Annotated in this window: 18 protein-coding genes; 10 read left to right on the top strand and 8 right to left on the bottom strand. The window is 43.1% G+C overall.

Annotation, left to right across the window (positions count from 1 at the left end; all coding sequences use genetic code 11):
• Nucleotide 1 precedes the first annotated feature (1 nt).
• Nucleotides 2–481 carry a hypothetical protein gene (locus J699_RS17410; RefSeq protein WP_032869232.1) on the bottom strand — a complete coding sequence of 160 codons (480 nt, stop codon included), beginning with the start codon at nucleotides 479–481 and terminating at the stop codon, nucleotides 2–4.
• A gap of 202 nt (nucleotides 482–683) precedes the next feature.
• Here J699_RS17410 and J699_RS17415 point away from each other — a divergent pair, with 202 nt between their 5' ends.
• Complete coding sequence (locus J699_RS17415) at nucleotides 684–2,174, top strand: amidase (RefSeq protein WP_032869038.1); 1,491 nt, start codon at nucleotides 684–686, stop codon at nucleotides 2,172–2,174.
• Nucleotide 2,175: 1 nt separating this feature from the next.
• Here the strand turns inward: J699_RS17415 and J699_RS17420 are convergent, their stop codons facing one another.
• Complete coding sequence (locus J699_RS17420; protein ID WP_212771455.1) at nucleotides 2,176–3,348, bottom strand: MFS transporter; 1,173 nt, start codon at nucleotides 3,346–3,348, stop codon at nucleotides 2,176–2,178.
• A gap of 161 nt (nucleotides 3,349–3,509) precedes the next feature.
• The gene (locus J699_RS17425) at nucleotides 3,510–4,898 is read right to left on the bottom strand and encodes an amino acid permease (RefSeq protein WP_032869037.1); all 1,389 of its coding nucleotides are present in this window, start codon (nucleotides 4,896–4,898) and stop codon (nucleotides 3,510–3,512) included.
• A gap of 353 nt (nucleotides 4,899–5,251) precedes the next feature.
• On the opposite strand from J699_RS17425, the gene fahA reads away from it, so the two are divergent.
• The 4 genes from fahA (at nucleotide 5,252) to J699_RS17445 (ending at nucleotide 8,792) form a co-directional block, all read left to right on the top strand.
• Complete coding sequence (gene fahA / locus J699_RS17430) at nucleotides 5,252–6,556, top strand: fumarylacetoacetase (protein ID WP_032882669.1); 1,305 nt, start codon at nucleotides 5,252–5,254, stop codon at nucleotides 6,554–6,556.
• The gene (gene maiA / locus J699_RS17435; RefSeq protein ID WP_032882668.1) at nucleotides 6,543–7,175 is read left to right on the top strand and encodes a maleylacetoacetate isomerase; all 633 of its coding nucleotides are present in this window, start codon (nucleotides 6,543–6,545) and stop codon (nucleotides 7,173–7,175) included. The genes fahA and maiA overlap by 14 nt, the downstream gene beginning before the upstream one ends.
• A gap of 19 nt (nucleotides 7,176–7,194) precedes the next feature.
• Complete coding sequence (locus tag J699_RS17440; RefSeq protein ID WP_005230124.1) at nucleotides 7,195–7,743, top strand: VOC family protein; 549 nt, start codon at nucleotides 7,195–7,197, stop codon at nucleotides 7,741–7,743.
• Nucleotides 7,744–8,012: 269 nt separating this feature from the next.
• A complete protein-coding gene (locus J699_RS17445) occupies nucleotides 8,013–8,792 on the top strand; it encodes an IclR family transcriptional regulator (protein WP_032869034.1) in 780 nt (259 codons plus the stop codon).
• Nucleotides 8,793–8,857: 65 nt separating this feature from the next.
• Here the strand turns inward: J699_RS17445 and hppD are convergent, their stop codons facing one another.
• The 3 genes from hppD to J699_RS17460 all read right to left on the bottom strand — a co-directional run bounded on the left by hppD (nucleotide 8,858) and on the right by J699_RS17460 (nucleotide 12,069).
• Nucleotides 8,858–9,913, bottom strand: coding sequence for a 4-hydroxyphenylpyruvate dioxygenase (gene hppD / locus J699_RS17450; RefSeq protein WP_005230119.1), 1,056 nt, complete (start codon nucleotides 9,911–9,913; stop codon nucleotides 8,858–8,860).
• A 534-nt stretch (nucleotides 9,914–10,447) separates the two neighbouring features.
• Nucleotides 10,448–11,092 (bottom strand): hypothetical protein, encoded by a 645-nt coding sequence (locus J699_RS17455; RefSeq protein WP_032869033.1) that lies wholly within the window; start codon nucleotides 11,090–11,092, stop codon nucleotides 10,448–10,450.
• 11 nt (nucleotides 11,093–11,103) lie between these two features.
• Nucleotides 11,104–12,069 (bottom strand): 5'/3'-nucleotidase SurE, encoded by a 966-nt coding sequence (locus J699_RS17460; RefSeq protein WP_032869032.1) that lies wholly within the window; start codon nucleotides 12,067–12,069, stop codon nucleotides 11,104–11,106.
• Between the two features lie 187 nt (nucleotides 12,070–12,256).
• Between J699_RS17460 and J699_RS19685 the strand changes: the two genes are divergently transcribed.
• Nucleotides 12,257–12,490, top strand: a complete 234-nt coding sequence (locus tag J699_RS19685; protein WP_032869031.1) for a hypothetical protein — start codon at nucleotides 12,257–12,259, stop codon at nucleotides 12,488–12,490.
• Nucleotides 12,491–12,536: 46 nt separating this feature from the next.
• Here the strand turns inward: J699_RS19685 and J699_RS17470 are convergent, their stop codons facing one another.
• Nucleotides 12,537–12,779 (bottom strand): hypothetical protein, encoded by a 243-nt coding sequence (locus J699_RS17470; protein ID WP_032869030.1) that lies wholly within the window; start codon nucleotides 12,777–12,779, stop codon nucleotides 12,537–12,539.
• Nucleotides 12,780–13,284: 505 nt separating this feature from the next.
• On the opposite strand from J699_RS17470, the gene J699_RS17475 reads away from it, so the two are divergent.
• Nucleotides 13,285–14,499, top strand: coding sequence for an iron-containing alcohol dehydrogenase (locus J699_RS17475; RefSeq protein WP_032869029.1), 1,215 nt, complete (start codon nucleotides 13,285–13,287; stop codon nucleotides 14,497–14,499).
• Between the two features lie 257 nt (nucleotides 14,500–14,756).
• On the opposite strand, the gene J699_RS19885 is transcribed toward J699_RS17475, so the two are convergent.
• Complete coding sequence (locus J699_RS19885; protein ID WP_032869027.1) at nucleotides 14,757–16,133, bottom strand: KGG domain-containing protein; 1,377 nt, start codon at nucleotides 16,131–16,133, stop codon at nucleotides 14,757–14,759.
• Between the two features lie 378 nt (nucleotides 16,134–16,511).
• Here J699_RS19885 and J699_RS17485 point away from each other — a divergent pair, with 378 nt between their 5' ends.
• From J699_RS17485 to J699_RS17495, 3 genes are all read left to right on the top strand, one after another.
• A complete protein-coding gene (locus J699_RS17485) occupies nucleotides 16,512–16,940 on the top strand; it encodes a hypothetical protein (protein ID WP_032869025.1) in 429 nt (142 codons plus the stop codon).
• 147 nt (nucleotides 16,941–17,087) lie between these two features.
• A complete protein-coding gene (locus J699_RS17490; protein ID WP_009515456.1) occupies nucleotides 17,088–17,966 on the top strand; it encodes an SDR family oxidoreductase in 879 nt (292 codons plus the stop codon).
• A 54-nt stretch (nucleotides 17,967–18,020) separates the two neighbouring features.
• Nucleotides 18,021–18,989 carry a methyltransferase gene (locus tag J699_RS17495; RefSeq protein WP_032869023.1) on the top strand — a complete coding sequence of 323 codons (969 nt, stop codon included), beginning with the start codon at nucleotides 18,021–18,023 and terminating at the stop codon, nucleotides 18,987–18,989.
• The last annotated feature ends 43 nt before the right edge of the window (nucleotides 18,990–19,032 follow it).

Genomic DNA, 19,032 nt, shown 5'->3' with positions numbered 1-19,032 from the left:
TTTAAGGTAAAACACGGCGTAAGGTTGCAAAGCATTTATCGCCCTTCTCGCTGGCACAGAAATCAATGGTGTGATCGTTGGACCATTTCACGAAATATTGGGAAACCTCGCCTGTTTGATCCTGAGCTTGGCCAGAACAATCTTTTTCATTATTGTCATACTTGATCTGCAAGATCAGCGCGGGTAAACGCTCTTGATGATCTTCAGAAGGTTGATAATCATATAAACCGTACGACCACTCCTGTCCGCTTTTAATCACTACATCGCTGGAACCACGAAAATTATAGTATTCCACGCATTTCTTATTATTTGGAATTTCCATTCCCCATAACCCCATAATTTCAGGGCGCGTGGTTACACGAATCGCATTCGCTTTAGCCACTTGCTGAGGCGTTGGTGCTGTCTTGTTATTTACGACCGTCTCGGCCATAGTCCATGTTGAGCAAGCCCATAATAATCCAATAATATAAATATTTTTCATAGATTTAATTAAGTCGTCATCTAAAACGGTGCATGCGCTTAAATTAGCATATTTTTTGATAAAAACACGCATTCATAACCATATAAACACAATATTTTTGGCATGTAATTTAATTGATTGTTCTGTTATTTTTTCAGGTATTCTATTTTACAACTTATATTTATTTTTACTTTATAACAATTTAGCTTTAGGGATAAAAGCCATGAAGTTTTCAGAATATGTGCAATACGATGGTCTTGGACTGGCCCAATTAGTCAAAACAAAACAAGTCCAGGCTTCCGAATTGCTGGACATTGCACTACAACGCACCCAACAGGTCAATCCCAAGCTCAATGCTGTGATTATTCCCATGTATGAACAGGCAAAACAGCGCGCAAGCCAACAACGTTCTGGCACATTTGCAGGTGTTCCGTTTCTGGTGAAGGATCTGTTTCAGGAATACCAAGGCATCCCGACCTCCTATGGTAGCCATGCCCTTAAAAATCGAAATTACATCCCTGATTTTAATGCTGAAATTGTCAATCGCTGGGAAAATACCGGTATTGTCACTTTTGGCCGCACCAACACGCCAGAGTTTGGCATTAAAGGCATTACCGAACCTGATGCATGGGGTGCATGCCATAACCCGTGGAATTTAAAGCATAATAGTGGCGGTTCTTCAGGCGGTTCAGCCTCTGCGGTAGCGGCAGGTCTTGTCCCGATTGCGGGTGCAGGTGATGGCGGTGGTTCAATCCGTATCCCCGCTTCTTATTGCGGTCTGTTTGGCTTAAAACCAAGTCGCGGACGTACGCCGTGGGGACCACAATTTAGTGAAGCCATGCACGGCGCAGCCATGCAGCATGTTCTAAGCAAAACTGTGCGTGATAGTGCGGCCATGCTTGATGCCGAGCAAGGCCCTGAACAAACCTCACTATTTAGAATTGAAGCGCCAGCACAAAAATACAGCGACATCATTCAACAAGCACCTAAAAAGCTCAGAATCGCGTTTAATACCCGATCCCCGATTTGCACCAAAGTATCTCAAGATGCTATTCAAGCAGTGCAACAAACTGCAAAATTGCTGGAATCATTGGGACATATGGTGGTGGAAGATCAACCCCAAATTGATGGTTTGGCCTTGGCAAAAGACTTCGTGACCACATGGTTTAGCCAGTTTTCTTATATGCAGGCACAAATCAAACAGCAATATGGGGCAACCGATCAGGACTTTGAACTGGATTCAATCGCATTGGCAGCTTTTGGAGCCAAAACTACGGCAACAGAATATATTCATACCCTTGATAATTGGGGCCTCTATAGCACCCGGATGAATATTTTCTTTGAACAATATGACCTGTATCTTACCCCTAGCACCGCTTCGGTGGCGCCAAAGAACGGTGAAGTTGCGACCCCAGCCTGGCAGAAACCTATTTTGAAAGGCTTGTTAAAACTGGGCAAAGCGCATTATCTCGCTCAAGGTAAACTGGTCGAAAAAATGGTACAGGACAACCTGAGCTGGGTCCCTTTTACCCAGTTAGCCAATGTCACCGGCTTGCCGGCCATGTCAGTTCCCCTCTACTGGAATAAACAAGGCTTGCCGTTGGGTAGCCAGTTTATCGCGCCGTTTGGACGGGAAGATCGCTTGCTACAACTGGCAGCACAGCTTGAACAGGCACAACCCTGGATGCCTCAATATCAGCATATCCAGCTCTGAGCTAGCTTTTGGCTGCTGTTTCAAGCTGATTCGGTAGCCATACCACCAATAATAGCCCCAATAACACTACAGCACTGGCACAGAAAAAGATGGTCATGCCTGAAAGCATCTGCCAGTAGTGCCCTGCCAGTAAACTGCCAGACGCAACACCTAAGCCCCACATGGTGCTATACAGCGCTTGTCCACGGCCTTGTTGCTCTGCGGAAAAATTCTGGAAAATGATTTTCATGGCGATCAGATGGAACAGGCCAAAACTAAAGGCATGTAAGCATTGTGTGAGTAATTGTCCAATATAATTGCTCTCTAATACCCCCACCAGCCACCAGCGCAGACTGGTGAGCAACAGACTAATCACCACCAGTGTCCGCCAAGAAAAGCGGGTAAAAAAGACTTTTTGCGCGACCGCAAACATGACAATCTCGGCGATCACTCCCATCGCCCATAAACTACCGATTTGTGTGGTACTGAAACCGATTTCCTTGAGAAAATTGCTATAGAAACTATAAAATGGTGCCAATGAAAATAATAAAATAAACTCAATGCTAAAGAATGCCGCTACAACTGGTTTTTTCAAAACAGGCCATAATGGCTGTAATTTTTTTTGCGAGCTCGGCGCATGCTCTGGTTCTTTAATGCTAAATGACCAGAGAAAGGCCAGAAATGAAATCGCCAAAAGTAAAACTGGCAGCATGGCGATCGGAATAATCTCCAGTAAGGCACCAATCACAAATACCCCGACAATAAACCCGACTGAACCCCACTTTCGTACTTTGCCATACAGTTCAGCTCGTTTCTCGCCCAGCCAGAATAAGGTCACCCCTTCAAACTGCGCCAGAATGGCATTTTGAAAGAAACTAAAAATCAGCATCAATAAGGCAACCGATTGAAAGCTATTTGGAATCACAAAAATAGCGAACCAGATACAGGCTTCCATCCAGGTGGCAATGCGTACCAGTAACATGCGTTTGCCAGACTTATCCGCAATCCAGCCCCAGATCAGCGGTGCAAAGAAACGGGTAATAATGGCAATGGAAGAAAGAATGCCAATCTCTTGATAGTTGAACCCCTGATCTTGCAGATACAGGTTCCAGTACGGCATGAACGTCCCAACGATGGCATAGTAGAACAGATAAAAACCACCTAAGCGGGTCTGGATATTCAAAGATGGAAACAATTCAAAAGCCTTAAGATTGATTACTTGATCTATGCATGAATCTTATCTTATTTAGATATCTAATTCGTGCTCAATAACAATGAAGACTCTATTTTTTTAGATATGACCAATAAAAAAGGGCTGAAAATTCAGCCCTTTTATTTACATCATTTATTCAAAATTTATGCATCTGTATTCAAGGCAACACTATGTTGCGCATTTTTTAACTTACGCTGCTTCAAATAATACGCCAGCATTAAACACAGAATCCAGCCAGGAATCATCATCACCGCAATACGCATATCTGGTGTTAATGACATAACCACCAAGATTCCTAGCATAAAGATCATGCAAAGATAATTACTAAATGGATAGGCAATACTTGGGAATTTGGTTGTAACACCTTGAGCCTGCATGGTTTTACGGAACTTGAGATGTGTCCACGAAATCACCACCCAGTTAATCACAATGGCAGCCACCACCAGCATCATCAATAGACCAAATGCTTTTTCAGGGAATGCGTAGTTCAACAATACACACAAAACCGTCACGAAAGCTGAAAGATAAACGGCATTGGTTGGAATCCCGCGCTTATTGATATGCTTGAGGAATTTCGGTGCATTGCCTTGTTGAGCCAGACCTAACAGCATACGGCTGCTGCAATAACTGGTCCCGTTATAAACTGATACGGCTGCAGTCAGAATCACAAAGTTAAGCAAAGTCGCTACACCCTGGCTATCCAGTGAGGCAAACACCATCACAAATGGACTTCCACCTTGTGCCATCTGGTTCCAAGGAAATAATGCAAACAGAATGAAAAGTGTCGCAATATAGAAAATCAGGATACGGTAAATAATCTGATTGACAGCTTTGGGTAGGGTTTTATCCGGTTCACGCGCTTCAGCTGCAGTAATCCCAAACAACTCGATTCCACCAAAGGCAAAGATAATGACTGCCATCGCCATCACTAAACCTTCAACACCAAACGGGAAGAATCCACCCAATGCCCAAAGGTTACTGATGCTGGCCTGTGGTCCTGCTGTGCCGGTTGCAAGCAAATAGGAACCAAAGGCGATCATGGCCAGAATTGCCAGAATCTTGACAATGGAAAACCAGAACTCCATTTCGCCAAAAAATTTGACATGTAACAGGTTGATACCGTTAATTAAAATAAAGAAAGCCAGTGCCGAAACCCAGGTCGGGATTTCAGGCCACCAATACTGAATATATAGACCAATTGCACTTAACTCTGCCATACACACCAGAACATTGAGTACCCAATAGTTCCAGCCCGACATGAAGCCTGCAAATGAGCCCCAGTATTTATAGGCAAAATGACTGAATGAACCACTGACTGGCTCTTGCACCACCATTTCACCTAGCTGACGCATCATAAGAAATGCAATCAGTCCTGCAATCGCATACCCCAATATGACTGAGGGACCCGCCAGCTTGATTGATTGGGAAATTCCAAGAAACAGACCTGTACCAATCGCACCACCTAGCGCAATAAGCTGGATGTGCCGATTGCTCAGACCATGTTTCAGGTTTCCTTGTTCCTGATTTGACATATGATTATTCTCGTCCTTGTCGCGTAATTTTTTTGTCTAAAATTACGTATATCATAAATTAATCACCAATGCCTACCTCAAATCAAAAAATAATTGATTTACTTTTCAGATAACCGCGCATATAAACAGAAAATTCAATAAATAACAAATATTATGAATAATGTAATTAAATTATGTATTGCGTAATTAATTATTTTCAGTATGATAGAAATCATAAAGTCAATATTTCTTGCTTGAGCCCAAGCTGCTGAATGGATAAAACGAAAAATATCTATCGTTTTTTCAAAAGCTTGAACCAAGCAAGATAAAAAATTTAATCGTTTTTACAGAATGAGAAACAAGGAAGGTACAGCATGGCACAACAATTAACCTGTTTTCTTGAGATTGATCCGCAATCAGATTTCACAATTCATAATTTGCCGTACGGTATCTTTAGCGAAACAGCCCAAGGTAATCAGCGCGTTGGTGTTGCGATTGGTGACTGGGTACTCGATCTTGCAGCCTTGGAAGCAGATGGCCTACTCCACAGCAGTGTGCCGAACTGTTTTAATCAAACCACACTGAATAAATTTATCGAGACCGGTAAGCAAAACTGGCAAGCCGTTCGTAAAACCTTACAAAGCTTACTGTCTGCTGAAAATCCGGCATTGCGCGATAACGCAGACTTACGCCAGAAAGCCTTATTCAGACAAGATGCCGTTACGCTACATTTACCTGTACATGTGCCTGGTTACACCGATTTCTACTCATCTAAAGAACATGCTACCAATGTGGGCACGATGTTTAGAGACCCGAAAAATGCACTGCTCCCTAACTGGAGTGAACTCCCAGTAGGCTATAACGGTCGTGCCAGCTCTGTAATCGTCAGTGGCAAAGATATTGTCCGCCCTTCTGGTCAGATCAAGTTACCGAATGAAGAACGTCCTGTTTTTTCAGCAACACGCAAGCTCGACTTTGAGCTGGAAACGGCGTTTGTGGTGGGTAAAGCGACTGAACTGGGTGAACCGATTGCGATTGAAAATGCATGGGATCATATTTTTGGAATGGTGCTCTTAAACGACTGGTCAGCACGTGATATCCAGCAATGGGAATATGTTCCGCTGGGCCCGTTCAATGCCAAGACTTTTGCCAGCGCGATTTCACCCTGGATCGTCACCATGGAAGCCTTAGCCCCATTTAAAGTTCAAGGCCCGGAACAACAACCGCAACCTCTTGCTTACTTACAGGAAAATGTTGCCAACAGCTATGACATCCATCTAAGTGTTGAAGTACAAACCCCTCAAGCACAACAAGCAGAAGTGATTTGCCAGACCAACTTTAAATATATGTACTGGTCGATGGCACAACAACTCACTCACCACACCATTGCAGGCTGTAACGTGCAGGTTGGCGATTTAATGGGCTCTGGTACCATTTCAGGGCCAACTGAAAACTCTTACGGCAGCTTGCTTGAGTTGACCTGGAATCCCACCAAGCCACTTCAGCTATCCAACGGTGAAACACGTGGTTTCCTTGAAGACGGCGATCGCGTGGTCATGAAAGGCTATTGTGAGAAAGATGGCATTCGCGTGGGCTTTGGCGAAGTTGCCAATACCATTTTACCCGCACGTCACTTTGCCTTTAATGAACAAAAGGACGAGCGCTATGAAACTGTATAGCTATTTTCGTAGCTCGGCCGCGTACCGTGTCCGTATTGCGCTGAACCTGAAACAGATTGCCTATGAGACCCAGCCTGTTCATTTAGTCAAAAATGAACAGCAACAGGCAAATTATGTTGCGCTGAATCCGAGCCAACTTGTTCCTACGCTGATTGATCAGGATCAGGCACTTTCCCAGTCACTCAGTATTTTGGAATATCTGGAAGAACAGTATCCGGAAAATACACTGTTGCCTAAAGATGTGATTGAACGCGCTCAAGTACGCGCCTTTGCTCAGGTCATCGCCTGTGACATTCATCCGCTGGATAACCTGAGAGTGTTGAAATATCTCAAAAATGATCTTGCGGTCAGCGATGAGCAAAAAAATCAATGGTATCAGCACTGGATTATTGAAGGCTTTAAAAGTCTGGAAAAACAGTTGCAGCATTCCAATGGGCAATTCTGTTTTGGCACAAAAGCCACTTTTGCTGACTGTTGCTTGATTCCTCAGGTCTATAACGCCAAGCGCTTCAAAATAGAGTTAAGCGCTTTTCCAAAAATTGAATCGATTTATCAACATTGTCTAACCCTTCCAGCATTTTTACATGCTGCACCAGAACAACAACCAGATTGGGAATAGCGATAAAAGGAGTTTTATCATGAGCTTTGCAATTAAAAAAATTCACCATGTGGCCTATCGCTGTAAAGATGCCAAAGAAACCGTGGAATGGTATAAAAAAATGCTCAACATGGATTTCATTCTGGCCTTTGCAGAAGACCATGTGCCGTCTACCAAAGCCTTCGATCCTTATATGCATCTCTTTCTCGATGCCGGACAAGGCAATGTACTGGCATTTTTTGAACTTCCGACCCAACCGGAAATGGGACGTGATGAGAACACCCCACAATGGGTGCAACATATTGCCTTTGAAGTTGAAGACTTAGATGCCTTGATGACAGCAAAAGCACATCTGGAAGAAAACGGGGTCAAGGTGCTCGGTGTCACCAACCATGGTATTTTCCATTCGATCTATTTCTTTGATCCTAATGGTCACCGTCTGGAACTGACCTACAATGATGTCCATGCTGATGCAAAAATTGCACGCATTACCGAAGAAATGAAACTGGAAATGCTGGACGAATGGAGCCGAACCAAACGTGCCCCACATCATACGCACTTCCTGCATGAAGATGAATTAGGCGCCTAATTCAGGTTCAAGCGCTCGGCATTGGGGATCTATCGCTTCAATGCCGATTTTTATTGTCTGAATTTAAGTCAGGTATCGGCTGTTCATGGCTGATCGATGCTTGTCATACAAATATCGTGTAAGCTGATTAAAAACAATTGTATGCTTATACAATTCACCTATTTGAATCATTTAAAAAGGTGATTTCTATTTTAGCTTATGCTCAGGCATTATGTACTGCAGTAAAACGAAATACGGATCGCGAACGTATGCAGATTAAGGGTTAGTGAATGATTGAAGAAAAGTTATCTGGTGGGGTTCAATCACTTGAGGTCGGTTTAGCCGTACTCAATGCCCTTTTGGAACATAACAAACCGATTATATTAAAAGAACTGTCTAGCCGACTGGATATGCACCCTGCCAAGGTTCACCGTTATCTGGTCAGCCTGATCCGCATGAATTATGCCAAACAGCTTGAAGATGGTCAGTATGCCTTGGGTGATCAGGCATGGCGTCTGGGTCTAAACTGTATTCAGCATACCGATGTATTACAACTGGTACAGCATCTGATTTACGAATTACAAAACAAGATTGGATGCGGCATCCAGATCAGTAAATGGTCGCCTAGAGGCCCGCTCGTGGTGCAGTCCATTGAGTCAAACCATCCGATTTCAATTGTCACCAAAGTGGGTTCGGTTATGCCTCTGATCAACTCCGCTGCGGGACGGATATTTGCGTCTTATATGCCAGAGGCAATCATTAAGCCGCTGATGCTGGCTGAATGGGATAAAGCTGCACAGAACCATTACCCGATCAAACCGGGCAATTGGGATGAGTTCCTTACCCTTAAACAAACGACACTGCAACACGGTATGGCCATAGCACAAGGCGATCTGCTGGTCGGCATCAATGCGGTGGGTTTACCAATTTTTAATGCACATCACTCGATGGAGTTCTGTATCGTGGCGCTGGACAGTGAAATGTTCTTCTCGGTGCAGGAAGGCAGTGAAAAACTGGAACTGTTTAAACGCGAAGTGGCTGCCATCAATCAATATATTCAAACCCGTTAATTTTTAGGCAGCAAAAAAAGCCAGAAAGTTCACTTTCTGGCTTTTTCGTTTCTTCCAGTTTTAGCTTATTTGGCTTCTAATACACCACGGCGAATCTGGTCACGCTCGATTGATTCAAACAACGCCTTGAAGTTGCCTTCGCCAAAGCCGTCATCATCTTTACGTTGAATAAATTCAAAGAAGACAGGCCCCAGCATGTTTTGCGAGAAAATCTGTAATAACAATTTTTTCTGACCATCTTTGGTGTTGCCATCCAGCAAGATACCGCGTTTTTGCAGCTCTTCAGTTGGCTCGCCATGATCCGGTAAACGCTCTTTCAACATTTCATAATAGGTTTCAGGCGGTGCTGTCATAAACTCCATGCCTAAACCTTTTAACTTGTCCCATGTTGAAATCAGGTCATCGGTAATAAAGGCAATATGCTGGATGCCTTCACCATTAAAGTCTGCAAGGAATTCGGCAATCTGACCGTTACCCTTGTCTGAATCTTCATTCAATGGAATACGGATCATGCCATCAGGTGCAGTTAAAGCTTTCGAAGTTAAACCGGTATATTCACCTTTAATATCGAAATAACGGATTTCCTGGAAATTAAAGATTTTTTCATAGAAGTTCGCCCAGTATTCCATACGTCCTTTATAAACGTTATGGGTTAAATGGTCGATTTCATTTAAGCCTGCGCCTTTTGGATTACGCTCGACATCATCAAAGAAAACAAAGTCATTTTCATAAATATCACGGTCTACCAGGAAGATTGGCATACCACCAATACCCTTGATTGCAGGAATATTCAATTCCATTGGGCCCGCTTGTGAGTACATCGGCTCTGCGCCCAGTTCAATTGCATTTTTAAATGCCTTGGCTGCATCACGGGTTCTAAAACCCATTGCACATGCAGATGGACCATGTTCTTTAAAGAAGAATGAAGCATAGGATTCTGGCTGGTAATTCAAAATGATATTGATATTACCCTGGCGCCATAAATAAACTTTTTTAGATTTATGCTTCGCCACCTTGGTAAAGCCGATTGTTTCAAAGATCTGGTCTAATCCATTTTCCGTCGAAACAAATTCAATAAAAGCAAAACCACATAGTTCTAATGGGTTATCTAAAATGTCCATCTAGTTTCCCTTATTTAGATAAATTCATCCGTTGTGAATGCAAATTCCCATGTTTTGTTTTGGCTAATCTAAGCTGACTCAACAAACTGGTACTACGATGCATTACGTTTAGAAAAGGTCACCGGTGTTTTTATAAGTATGTCAAAAGCATCCGTGTTGAAACCTTTCCTTCCATAAGTAAGCCCATGCAATCATAAGTATGAACTTTTTCTGCATAGGCCCTCAACCATAAATTCATGCTACAAGAAAGATTGAATTTATGCAATACATAATTAAATTATGTTATGTGTAATTTTAGAGGTTTTTCTTATCCAACATCAGCTGTTTTTAAGCTCCATTCGGGCTCATTCTTGCAGGAGAGAGAATTTAAAAAGAAAAATGCCATGAACTAAATCAGACATTGGTCTCAAGAGCAGAAAATCAGCGCTTCAGAAGCAGAATATTATTTTGAATAAAAATCAAGAAGGTCTAGAAATAAGGAATATAGAAGATGAAGGCATACCGATAACACACATTTATCGGTATGCTCGCATTTTAGGATGGAAATGCCCAAAGATCCTGAACACCGATGCGATCTGATAACAATCTGAAAGCAGCCGGTTCCAGATCCTGATCGACCACGATATAGCCTTTTTCATTATTCTTTAAGGCTGAACATTTATTTTCAGTGAATTGATAACTCGCGGTATTTGCCAATACGCTTTCACTGATTTTTGCTGTAAAGCGACAGTTTTGATCGAGTGAAAGCATTTGCCCTTGCGCTTTCACTTCAACTGGAATCGAACTGCCGTCAGCCAAAGACAAGGTATAGCGTCCCACCAGCTCATTCACACTTAGCTTTTGATCAGCAATTTTTTCATAATGGGCAAACTCAAGCCTAAGATTTTTATCGCTTTGATTGCTATACCATGTGTTAGTTGCTACATCATAATGCATTACGATCTGAGCACGATCTTGCGCATCATTCAAAACTACCAGCTTGCTGCCATCCGCACCTGAATAGTATTTACCCACCGTCGGCAATTCCTGATCGGTTTCGATACTGACCGAATAAGTACCCACCGCTAAAGCAGGCATTGGCTCCGGCTTCTCGACGGGCTGTTCTTGCCGGTCATGGTTGTCATCATGACAAGCGCTCAAGGCTAAGCCAAGAAGTAATATCCATAAACAACGTTGCATTGGCCTTCCCCTTATTTAAACAGGTTTTTAAGACGGATCTTGAGCCATTGTTGCGCTGCAGGACGATGGTCATAGGCCACTTGCATTGCTGTCACTGCTATCTTGCTTTGCACCACCGCACTTTCATCTGTTGCTTGAGTTGCTGTCGGGGCACTGGAATTTATGCCAAAACCTAAACCGTATTGATTGGTACCTTTATCATCTTTGCTGACTTTAAAATTAAAGTTATACAGGTCATAGTTACCAATTTTTGAAAACGCAAACGGCGTGCTGGTGCTTAAGTTCTTTGGAAAGTTGACATTCAATGTAATGCCTTTCGGTAACAAAGCACCCTGTCCGGCTTTATTTTGCAGCTCTTTCAATAATACGACTGTCTGTTTTGCCACAATCACGGAATTGGCATTGTTTAAGGTCTTGTCATCCACCGTATTGGAGTCTGCACTTAAGGCAATCGATGGAATGCCCCGGGCTGCCGAAAACTGTACATTACCAATCGTGCCAGAATGAACCACCACCCGACCAACATTCTGCCCTTCATTGGGTCCAGACAGGACCAGATCAGGAGCTTTGCCCCAGCGCTTGTTGGCAACCACATCCAGACCATACGCAGTGGCCATAACCGGTGTACCATGCACATAGTTCCAGTCGCCATTGTTATAACCGGCTTTGCTAAATAGGCCTGCGGCTGGTGCGCCAATCGCTGCTGCTCCATTATGGCAGCCGTTTTCAGCCGCAATCTGCTTATCATTGTCTGCAGAAATTACGCTGGCGCTGTACATCACGATCGCCCCGCCACGCCCACTTTGCGGTGAACATGGCACAGAGACCAATACACTATGACCATTGGACTTTAACTCGTCATACAGCGCTTTGACATTACTGGTTAAACCATCATCGTTGACGATTAAAATATTTAAAGCAAAGGTCTGCATGCTACAGCCCGCTAAAATTAATCCACCCCAAAAATGCTTGTTCATCCTTCGATCACTATTCAAAAATATTTGCTAGAAACAATAGTGCTGGAATATGAAAATTTTATGACCCATCTCCTTTAAATGCCTTAGAAAACAAACGGCTTCAAATTCGGGTTACTGTCTTAATTTCTTAACAAAGTTCGATTAGTTTAAATAAACAATACATGCGGACTGAAGAGATCACTAAGTCATGAACGAGATATCAACCTTCGAAAAACTGACCCAACTGCTGGATGCGTATAGTCATGAACATGGGGCCAGACCGCAAAAAATTTTAATTGGCTATAAGGCCTATTATCATCTTATGGGAAACTCAAACTTTGCCACAGAAGTCACCGATTCAGCCTTAAATCCAAATAAAAGAAGATATAAAAAGATAAAAATCAAAGTCACTAAAGATGATTATCAACTTGAGCTGGAATAAGCTTCCCGCTTGAAAATACTGCTGTTTCTATCTGCCATCTATGCAGTCAGATCAAAATTTCATTTTCGTTATAATATTTTTCCAGTTCAGTAATCAACTGTTCTTTGCCATCCATGCCGTATAAAGCAAAATTGATTTTTTCCAGATAATTGACAATAAAAATCAGGCGGCTATTTTCATCATTCTGACGCTTCTTTTCTTGCAAAAACTTTTTGTATGCGACTAAGAGTTGCTCATTTTTATGCATCTTCTGCCTTCTCAAGCGTACTCTATTTTCTGGCTCAAACATGCTCTAGACATTACTCCTTGGGAAATAAAAACCCACCGAAGTGGGTTCAGAAACCATCAGTATGTTGTGTTAGAGAACATCAAAATTATTATTTTTATGCTCTAACCAACCATTTCTTGTTGTTGTAGAACCAGCATAATCTGAGGTGATGACAATTCTATGACGGATCAGATGCCTTTCCATTCCCTTTTCATCAGCTTAGATTTCTACACGATGTTGTTGAGCATTTTTGATGGGTATGCGATGAGGTCATTGATGACTCTTTTTCAGATAAATTACTTTGCTACCAGGCAGTTGGAGACGAATTTTTTCAGCTTTAAATGATCGAGATAATGAATAATTGAATCACGAAGTCAAAAATAGAAGTGAGTACATAGGATTGGTTTCTAGAAAAGTCCACGCCTTTTTTTGTTTGACTTGCGTACGGGTAAAATATATACATAAATAATGATACAGGTTGTATCACGATATAAAAATACAAGAATCAAGAATAGGATTTATAACAATGTCTCATCAAATTAATCTGCCAAGGATTATGGAAATTGGCAAAAATGCACGAAGCAAGCTTCCGCTGATTCTGAAAAGTTTAGGTGCAAAAAAACCGCTGATCATTACTGATAAGATGATGGTTTCCCTAGGATACATCGCCCAGATTCAAGCGATATTAAAGGCCGAACAGATCGACAGTGATTACTTTGATGAAACCATTCCCGAACCCACCTCGAGCTCGATTGAAGCAGGTGTTGAGCATGTCAAAAACCATGCTTATGATGCCATTATCGCGATTGGTGGCGGCAGCCCGATAGACAGTGCAAAAGCAATCAGCATTTTAAGCAAACACGGTGGTGTCATCGCTGATTATAAATTTCCCCGCCAAGTCAATGAAATAGGCCTTCCGATTATTGCCATCCCGACCACAGCAGGAACAGGTTCTGAATGTACACGTTTCACTATCATTACCAATGATTTGACCAGCGAAAAGATGCTCTGTGCGGGTTTAGGCTTTTTACCTGTTGCAGCGATTATCGACTATGAACTGACGATGTCACTGCCTGCCCGAACCACGGCAGATACAGGAATTGATGCACTGACCCATGCCATGGAAGCCTATGTGAGTAAAAAAGCCAGTCCCTATAGTGATGCGCAAGCAATCGCTGCAATGAAACTGATCGGCCCAAATTTGCAAAAAGCGTATCACCAGCCTGGCAATGAATCTGCGCGTGAAAAGATGATGCTTGGCTCAACGTTGGCAGGCATTGCCTTTTCCAATGCCTCTGTTGCATTAGTGCATGGCATGAGCCGCCCGATTGGTGCTTTTTTCCATGTCCCTCATGGCCTGTCGAATGCCATGTTATTACCTAGCGTCACGGCATTTTCAGTTCAAGCCGCGCCTGAACGCTATGCAGAATGTGCCAAAGCGATCGGCTGTGCGGATTATGATGACCCGGATGAGGTCGCCAATCAAAAGCTCATTGCTACGCTCATTGAAATTAATCGAGATTTGGCGGTACCCAGCTTAGCTGAATTTGGCGTCAATAAAATTGATTTTGATCAGGTGGTACAGACTATGGCTGAGCAAGCATTGGCTTCAGGTTCACCGTTAAATAATCCTGTTGTACCCACGATTGAACAGATCATCACGCTTTACCAACAACTTTGGCAAGAACCAAAACCAGCACTGATTTACGAGAATAAACTTACCGAAAAAAGCTACACATAGAACTGATCTAAAAGGCTAATCATGCTCACTTATCTGCCACACGATTATGCAATAAGCGATCAACAATTGATCTGCGAATATTGAGTTCGATCGAAAGTTTTAGAGCTGCTAGAACCTGTTGAGCGGTCAAAAAATGAAATACCCATTAAAAAAGGATATTGAGTAAAAGACTTACTCAATATCCCTTAAGAGTGACTCAATAACGGTTTAGGCTAAAAAAGCGCTGGCCATTATTGAATGCAATCAAACCGCTGGATTTAGCTGGTAAAGCGTCCGTATTCATCGCGTTTTTGATTGCCGCGCCCACGGCCACCACGATCATCATCTTCATCGTCGTCATCATAACGGCTACGGCCTCGACCACCGGAACGGTTGCCACCGCGACGATCGTCTTCATCATCATCATCACGACGGCTGCGACCTCGGCCACCGGAACGGTTGCCACCGCGATCATCTTCGTCATCATCACGACGGCTGCGACCACGACCACCAGAACGGTTGCCACCACGATCATCTTCATCATCGTCATCACGACGGCTACGGCCTCGGCCACCGGAACGGTTACCACTACGATCATCTTCATCGTCATCATCACGACGGCTACGGCCACGACCACCGGAACGGCTGCCACCACGATCATCTTCATCATCGTCATCACGACGGCTACGGCCTCGGCCACCAGAACGGCTGCCACCACGACGATCATCTTCATCGTCGTCATCACGGCGGCTGCGACCACGACCACCAGAACGGTTACCACCGCGATCATCTTCATCGTCGTCATCACGACGGCTGCGACCTCGGCCACCAGAACGGTTGCCACCGCGATCATCTTCGTCATCGTCATCACGACGGCTGCGGCCACGACCACCTGAACGGTTACCGCGACGATCGTCTTCATCATCGTCGTCACGACGGCTACGGCCACGACCACCGGAACGGCTGCCACCAAGATCATCTTCATCATCGTCATCACGACGGCTACGACCTCGGCCACCGGAGCGGTTACCGCGACGATCATCATAATCATCGTCGTCATCGTCGTTGCGGCTGCGGCCACGACCACCTGAACGGTTACCGCGACGATCGTCTTCATCATCGTCATCACGACGGCTACGGCCACGACCACCGGAACGGCTACCGCCACGACGATCATCTTCATCATCGTCATCACGACGGCTACGACCTCGGCCACCGGAACGGCTGCCACCACGATCATCTTCATCGTCATCATCACGACGGCTGCGACCTCGGCCACGACCACCGCGATCATCATAATCATCGTCGTCATCGTCATTGCGGCTGCGACCTCGGCCGCGACCACCACGATCATCATAATCGTCGTCCTCATCGTCACGACTGCTAGAACGACGACCATTTCTGTGACTTAATGAGCCTGCTTCACGTGCTTCTTCAGAGGTAAATTCGTGCGCATTGCCGCGGGAATGGGCAATACGCCCTGCCTCCCGGGCTTCCTCTGTGGTAAATTCATGCGCATTTCCGCTTGCATGGGCTGCACGTCCACCCTTACTTGCGATTTCCCGTAATCGATCTGGATCCATGCTCGCGAATCCACGGTTTGAGATACCTGAGTTATTATCTTGATCATCGTTTCTAGAATCTTGAGTAGCCATGATTATCTCTTCCTCTATTAAAATTATATAGGCCGTTATATAGCGGCTATATTCACCATAAGAGATAAAATGCTTTTGCTGTAACCCCGCTATGTTTCAATACTTTTAAATGTTTCTCAGTTATTTTTTTCTAAAATTCATATCTTCATGTTATCTGTGATTTTTTTAAATTATATTTTTTTAAATTACCCGCTGCTTTTTACGCTTTAAATCACACAGTGATAAAAGCATTAATAAAGTCAACAAATAAACATTCATTTACAACCCTCATCCAAATAGTTAAAGTTTACATAAAAAAATACAAAGCATATGTTTAAAAAAACAATTGAATTGAAGACATTAAAAATTGAGCAGAGAAAAAATTTTAGGAGAGTTAAAATGAATAAAAAACAAGAGACAGATTCAGTGATAGAACTGCAATCGACCTTTATCCGTTTGCTCAGTCCTGAAATTTTGCTGGCTCATCTCGACATTAATCATAATGACTGGATTGCCTATGACTCGGACTGGTTTTATAAGGTAGAAAAAAAAGACATTACCTTGCCGTTCCAGCGCATCCTGCACATGACCAACAATATGAAAAATATTGAAATTTGCAGTAATGAACAGGAGTATTCCAAGGCGTTAGACGCTCAACAAGCTGCATCCAGTGATAGCACTTTGGCAATAGCCGAAAAAACAATCCGAGCAATCCTCAACCTGGCAGATACCACACCCATTGAAAACTGGACTCAAGATACTGAAAACAGAACACTTGTTGAAGATATTATTGCCAGTAACCATATTAAGATTTTAGCGATTGTCTAAATGTCATTTTATAATCGTTAGAATTTATATTTTTTTACCACCTTCTACGGAAAAAATACAATTCCAACTAATCAAAACATTGTCCTTACCGAAAATAACATCTTTTTCCAAGATGATGAAAAATAATCGAAGCAAAGGACGTTAGAGATGAGCAATAACCCGAATCAATATCCAACAGCTGCACCGGCGCAAGAACAACAACACCAGCCTGGAGAGCAACAGGTCATGCATCCAGAACCTGAAATCATTAAATCCACCCATCTGGGTAGTCATAAACTTAAAGATAAAGTGGTGCTGATTAGTGGTGGCGATAGCGGTATAGGCCGTTCCGTCGCGGTGTTATTTGCCCGCGAAGGTGCAGATGTCGCAATTATTTATCTTGAAGAACAACAAGATGCAGAAAAAACCAAACAATTGGTTGAGCAAGAAGGTCAGCACTGTTTACTGCTCAAGGAAGATATTAGCGATCCCAAAAGTTCAGAAAAATGTGTCGCAGAAACCCTTAAGGTGTTCGGAAAGATTAATATCCTGATTAATAATGCCGGTGTACAGTATCAACAAAAAGATCTTGGCGATATTAGTACCGAACAGCTGGAAAAAACATTTAAAACCAATATATTTTCAATGTTTCATTTAACCAAAGCCGTACTGCCTCATTTAAAAGAAGGAGACAGTATTATTAATACCACCAGTATTACCAGTTATCATGGACATGATGAATTAATGGATTATGCCAGTACCAAAGGTGCAATTACCACGTTTACCCGTAGTTTATCCAATAATCTGATGAAGCAGAAAAAAGGCATCCGAGTCAATGGTGTTGCCCCTGGCCCGATCTGGACGCCCCTGATTCCAAGTAGTTTCGATGCAGAAACTGTCGCAAAATTCGGTCAGGACACGCCAATGGGACGAATGGGCCAGCCGAGTGAAGTTGCGCCAGCCTACTTGTTTCTGGCGTCTGATGATGCCAGTTATATCACCGGACAGGTCATCCATGTCAATGGTGGTGAAATCGTAAATGGCTAAGTTAGCACAGAACCTCCTTCGGGAGGTTTTTTAATAAAAACAAGAGGCTAAAACATGGATCAGCACGTGAATATGGAACTTGTACAGCAGAGGGCTTTACTGTATTTACTTAATTTTCTAAAACAAAAACATTACCGTTTTACTGTGATTACTCCGCTCAGCCATGAACGGATTTTTATGCGTAAGCAAAATTTACCCAATGAACTTCGAAGCTTAAAGGATATCTTTGGCTGGAATCTGCCCTTTTATCCACACGATCTTGATCAACGTCTATTCCTGATATTAAAAAATGCCCACCTGATCCGTATTGAAAACCAGCAGTGGTTGAGTCTTGTTCGGGTCGCCTCTCTGGATGATCAGTTATTTATTCATTCCGCTTTTCCAACCGTTGAAACCGATGCGGTGTTCTTTGGTCCCGACACCTATCGCTTTTATTATCATCTTAAACAATATTTGCTCACCCAGCCCCAGACGGTAAAACGCAGTGTAGAACTGTGTTGTGGTGCATCTCCGGTGGCTATTGCGGTTGCCCGCTTATTTCCTGAAACGACAGAAATTTTCACGGCCGACATCAATCCCAAAGCTCTGTTTTATAGCCAGATAAATAAAAAATTTTTGGGTGCCGTTAATATTTTTCCTACCCACAGTAATTTGTTCTCTGCTCTGGAAGGTGATTTCGATTTGATTTTTGCCAATCCACCTTATCTGATGGATCTGCATGAACGTCAATACCGCCACGGCGGCAATACACTGGATGGCACGGACCTATCCTTTAATATTCTCACAGAAGGCATAAAAAGACTTACGCCTCAAGGCACGTTATTTTTATATACAGGCATTGCAATCAGCCAAGACGGCAATAAATTTTTACAAGCCGTCGATCACTGGATGCAACATTATCCAGACTTTAAATACAGTTATGAAGAAATTGATCCGGATGTGTTCGGAGAAGAGCTGGAACAACCTGCCTATCAGCATATTGAGCGCATTGCCATAGTGCTGGTCAAGCTTTCTGCCGCCTGAACAATATTTTATTAAACGGATATAAAAAAAGCTCCATGTAGGA

This window comes from Acinetobacter sp. 1000160 (assembly GCF_000588715.1).
GTDB lineage: Bacteria > Pseudomonadota > Gammaproteobacteria > Pseudomonadales > Moraxellaceae > Acinetobacter > Acinetobacter courvalinii.
This window is presented reverse-complemented; position numbering and strand designations above follow the sequence as displayed.

What these genes read in the sequence shown, in the direction of transcription:
- J699_RS17410 (WP_032869232.1), bottom strand. Translation starts at nt 481, where the DNA reads ATGAAAAATATTTATATTATTGGATTATTATGGGCTTGCTCAACATGG.
- J699_RS17415 (WP_032869038.1), top strand. Translation starts at nt 684, where the DNA reads ATGAAGTTTTCAGAATATGTGCAATACGATGGTCTTGGACTGGCCCAA.
- J699_RS17425 (WP_032869037.1), bottom strand. Translation starts at nt 4,898, where the DNA reads ATGTCAAATCAGGAACAAGGAAACCTGAAACATGGTCTGAGCAATCGG.
- fahA (WP_032882669.1), top strand. Translation starts at nt 5,252, where the DNA reads ATGGCACAACAATTAACCTGTTTTCTTGAGATTGATCCGCAATCAGAT.
- maiA (WP_032882668.1), top strand. Translation starts at nt 6,543, where the DNA reads ATGAAACTGTATAGCTATTTTCGTAGCTCGGCCGCGTACCGTGTCCGT.
- J699_RS17440 (WP_005230124.1), top strand. Translation starts at nt 7,195, where the DNA reads ATGAGCTTTGCAATTAAAAAAATTCACCATGTGGCCTATCGCTGTAAA.
- J699_RS17445 (WP_032869034.1), top strand. Translation starts at nt 8,013, where the DNA reads ATGATTGAAGAAAAGTTATCTGGTGGGGTTCAATCACTTGAGGTCGGT.
- hppD (WP_005230119.1), bottom strand. Translation starts at nt 9,913, where the DNA reads ATGGACATTTTAGATAACCCATTAGAACTATGTGGTTTTGCTTTTATT.
- J699_RS17455 (WP_032869033.1), bottom strand. Translation starts at nt 11,092, where the DNA reads ATGCAACGTTGTTTATGGATATTACTTCTTGGCTTAGCCTTGAGCGCT.
- J699_RS17460 (WP_032869032.1), bottom strand. Translation starts at nt 12,069, where the DNA reads ATGAACAAGCATTTTTGGGGTGGATTAATTTTAGCGGGCTGTAGCATG.
- J699_RS19685 (WP_032869031.1), top strand. Translation starts at nt 12,257, where the DNA reads ATGAACGAGATATCAACCTTCGAAAAACTGACCCAACTGCTGGATGCG.
- J699_RS17470 (WP_032869030.1), bottom strand. Translation starts at nt 12,779, where the DNA reads ATGTTTGAGCCAGAAAATAGAGTACGCTTGAGAAGGCAGAAGATGCAT.
- J699_RS17475 (WP_032869029.1), top strand. Translation starts at nt 13,285, where the DNA reads ATGTCTCATCAAATTAATCTGCCAAGGATTATGGAAATTGGCAAAAAT.
- J699_RS19885 (WP_032869027.1), bottom strand. Translation starts at nt 16,133, where the DNA reads ATGGCTACTCAAGATTCTAGAAACGATGATCAAGATAATAACTCAGGT.
- J699_RS17485 (WP_032869025.1), top strand. Translation starts at nt 16,512, where the DNA reads ATGAATAAAAAACAAGAGACAGATTCAGTGATAGAACTGCAATCGACC.
- J699_RS17490 (WP_009515456.1), top strand. Translation starts at nt 17,088, where the DNA reads ATGAGCAATAACCCGAATCAATATCCAACAGCTGCACCGGCGCAAGAA.
- J699_RS17495 (WP_032869023.1), top strand. Translation starts at nt 18,021, where the DNA reads ATGGATCAGCACGTGAATATGGAACTTGTACAGCAGAGGGCTTTACTG.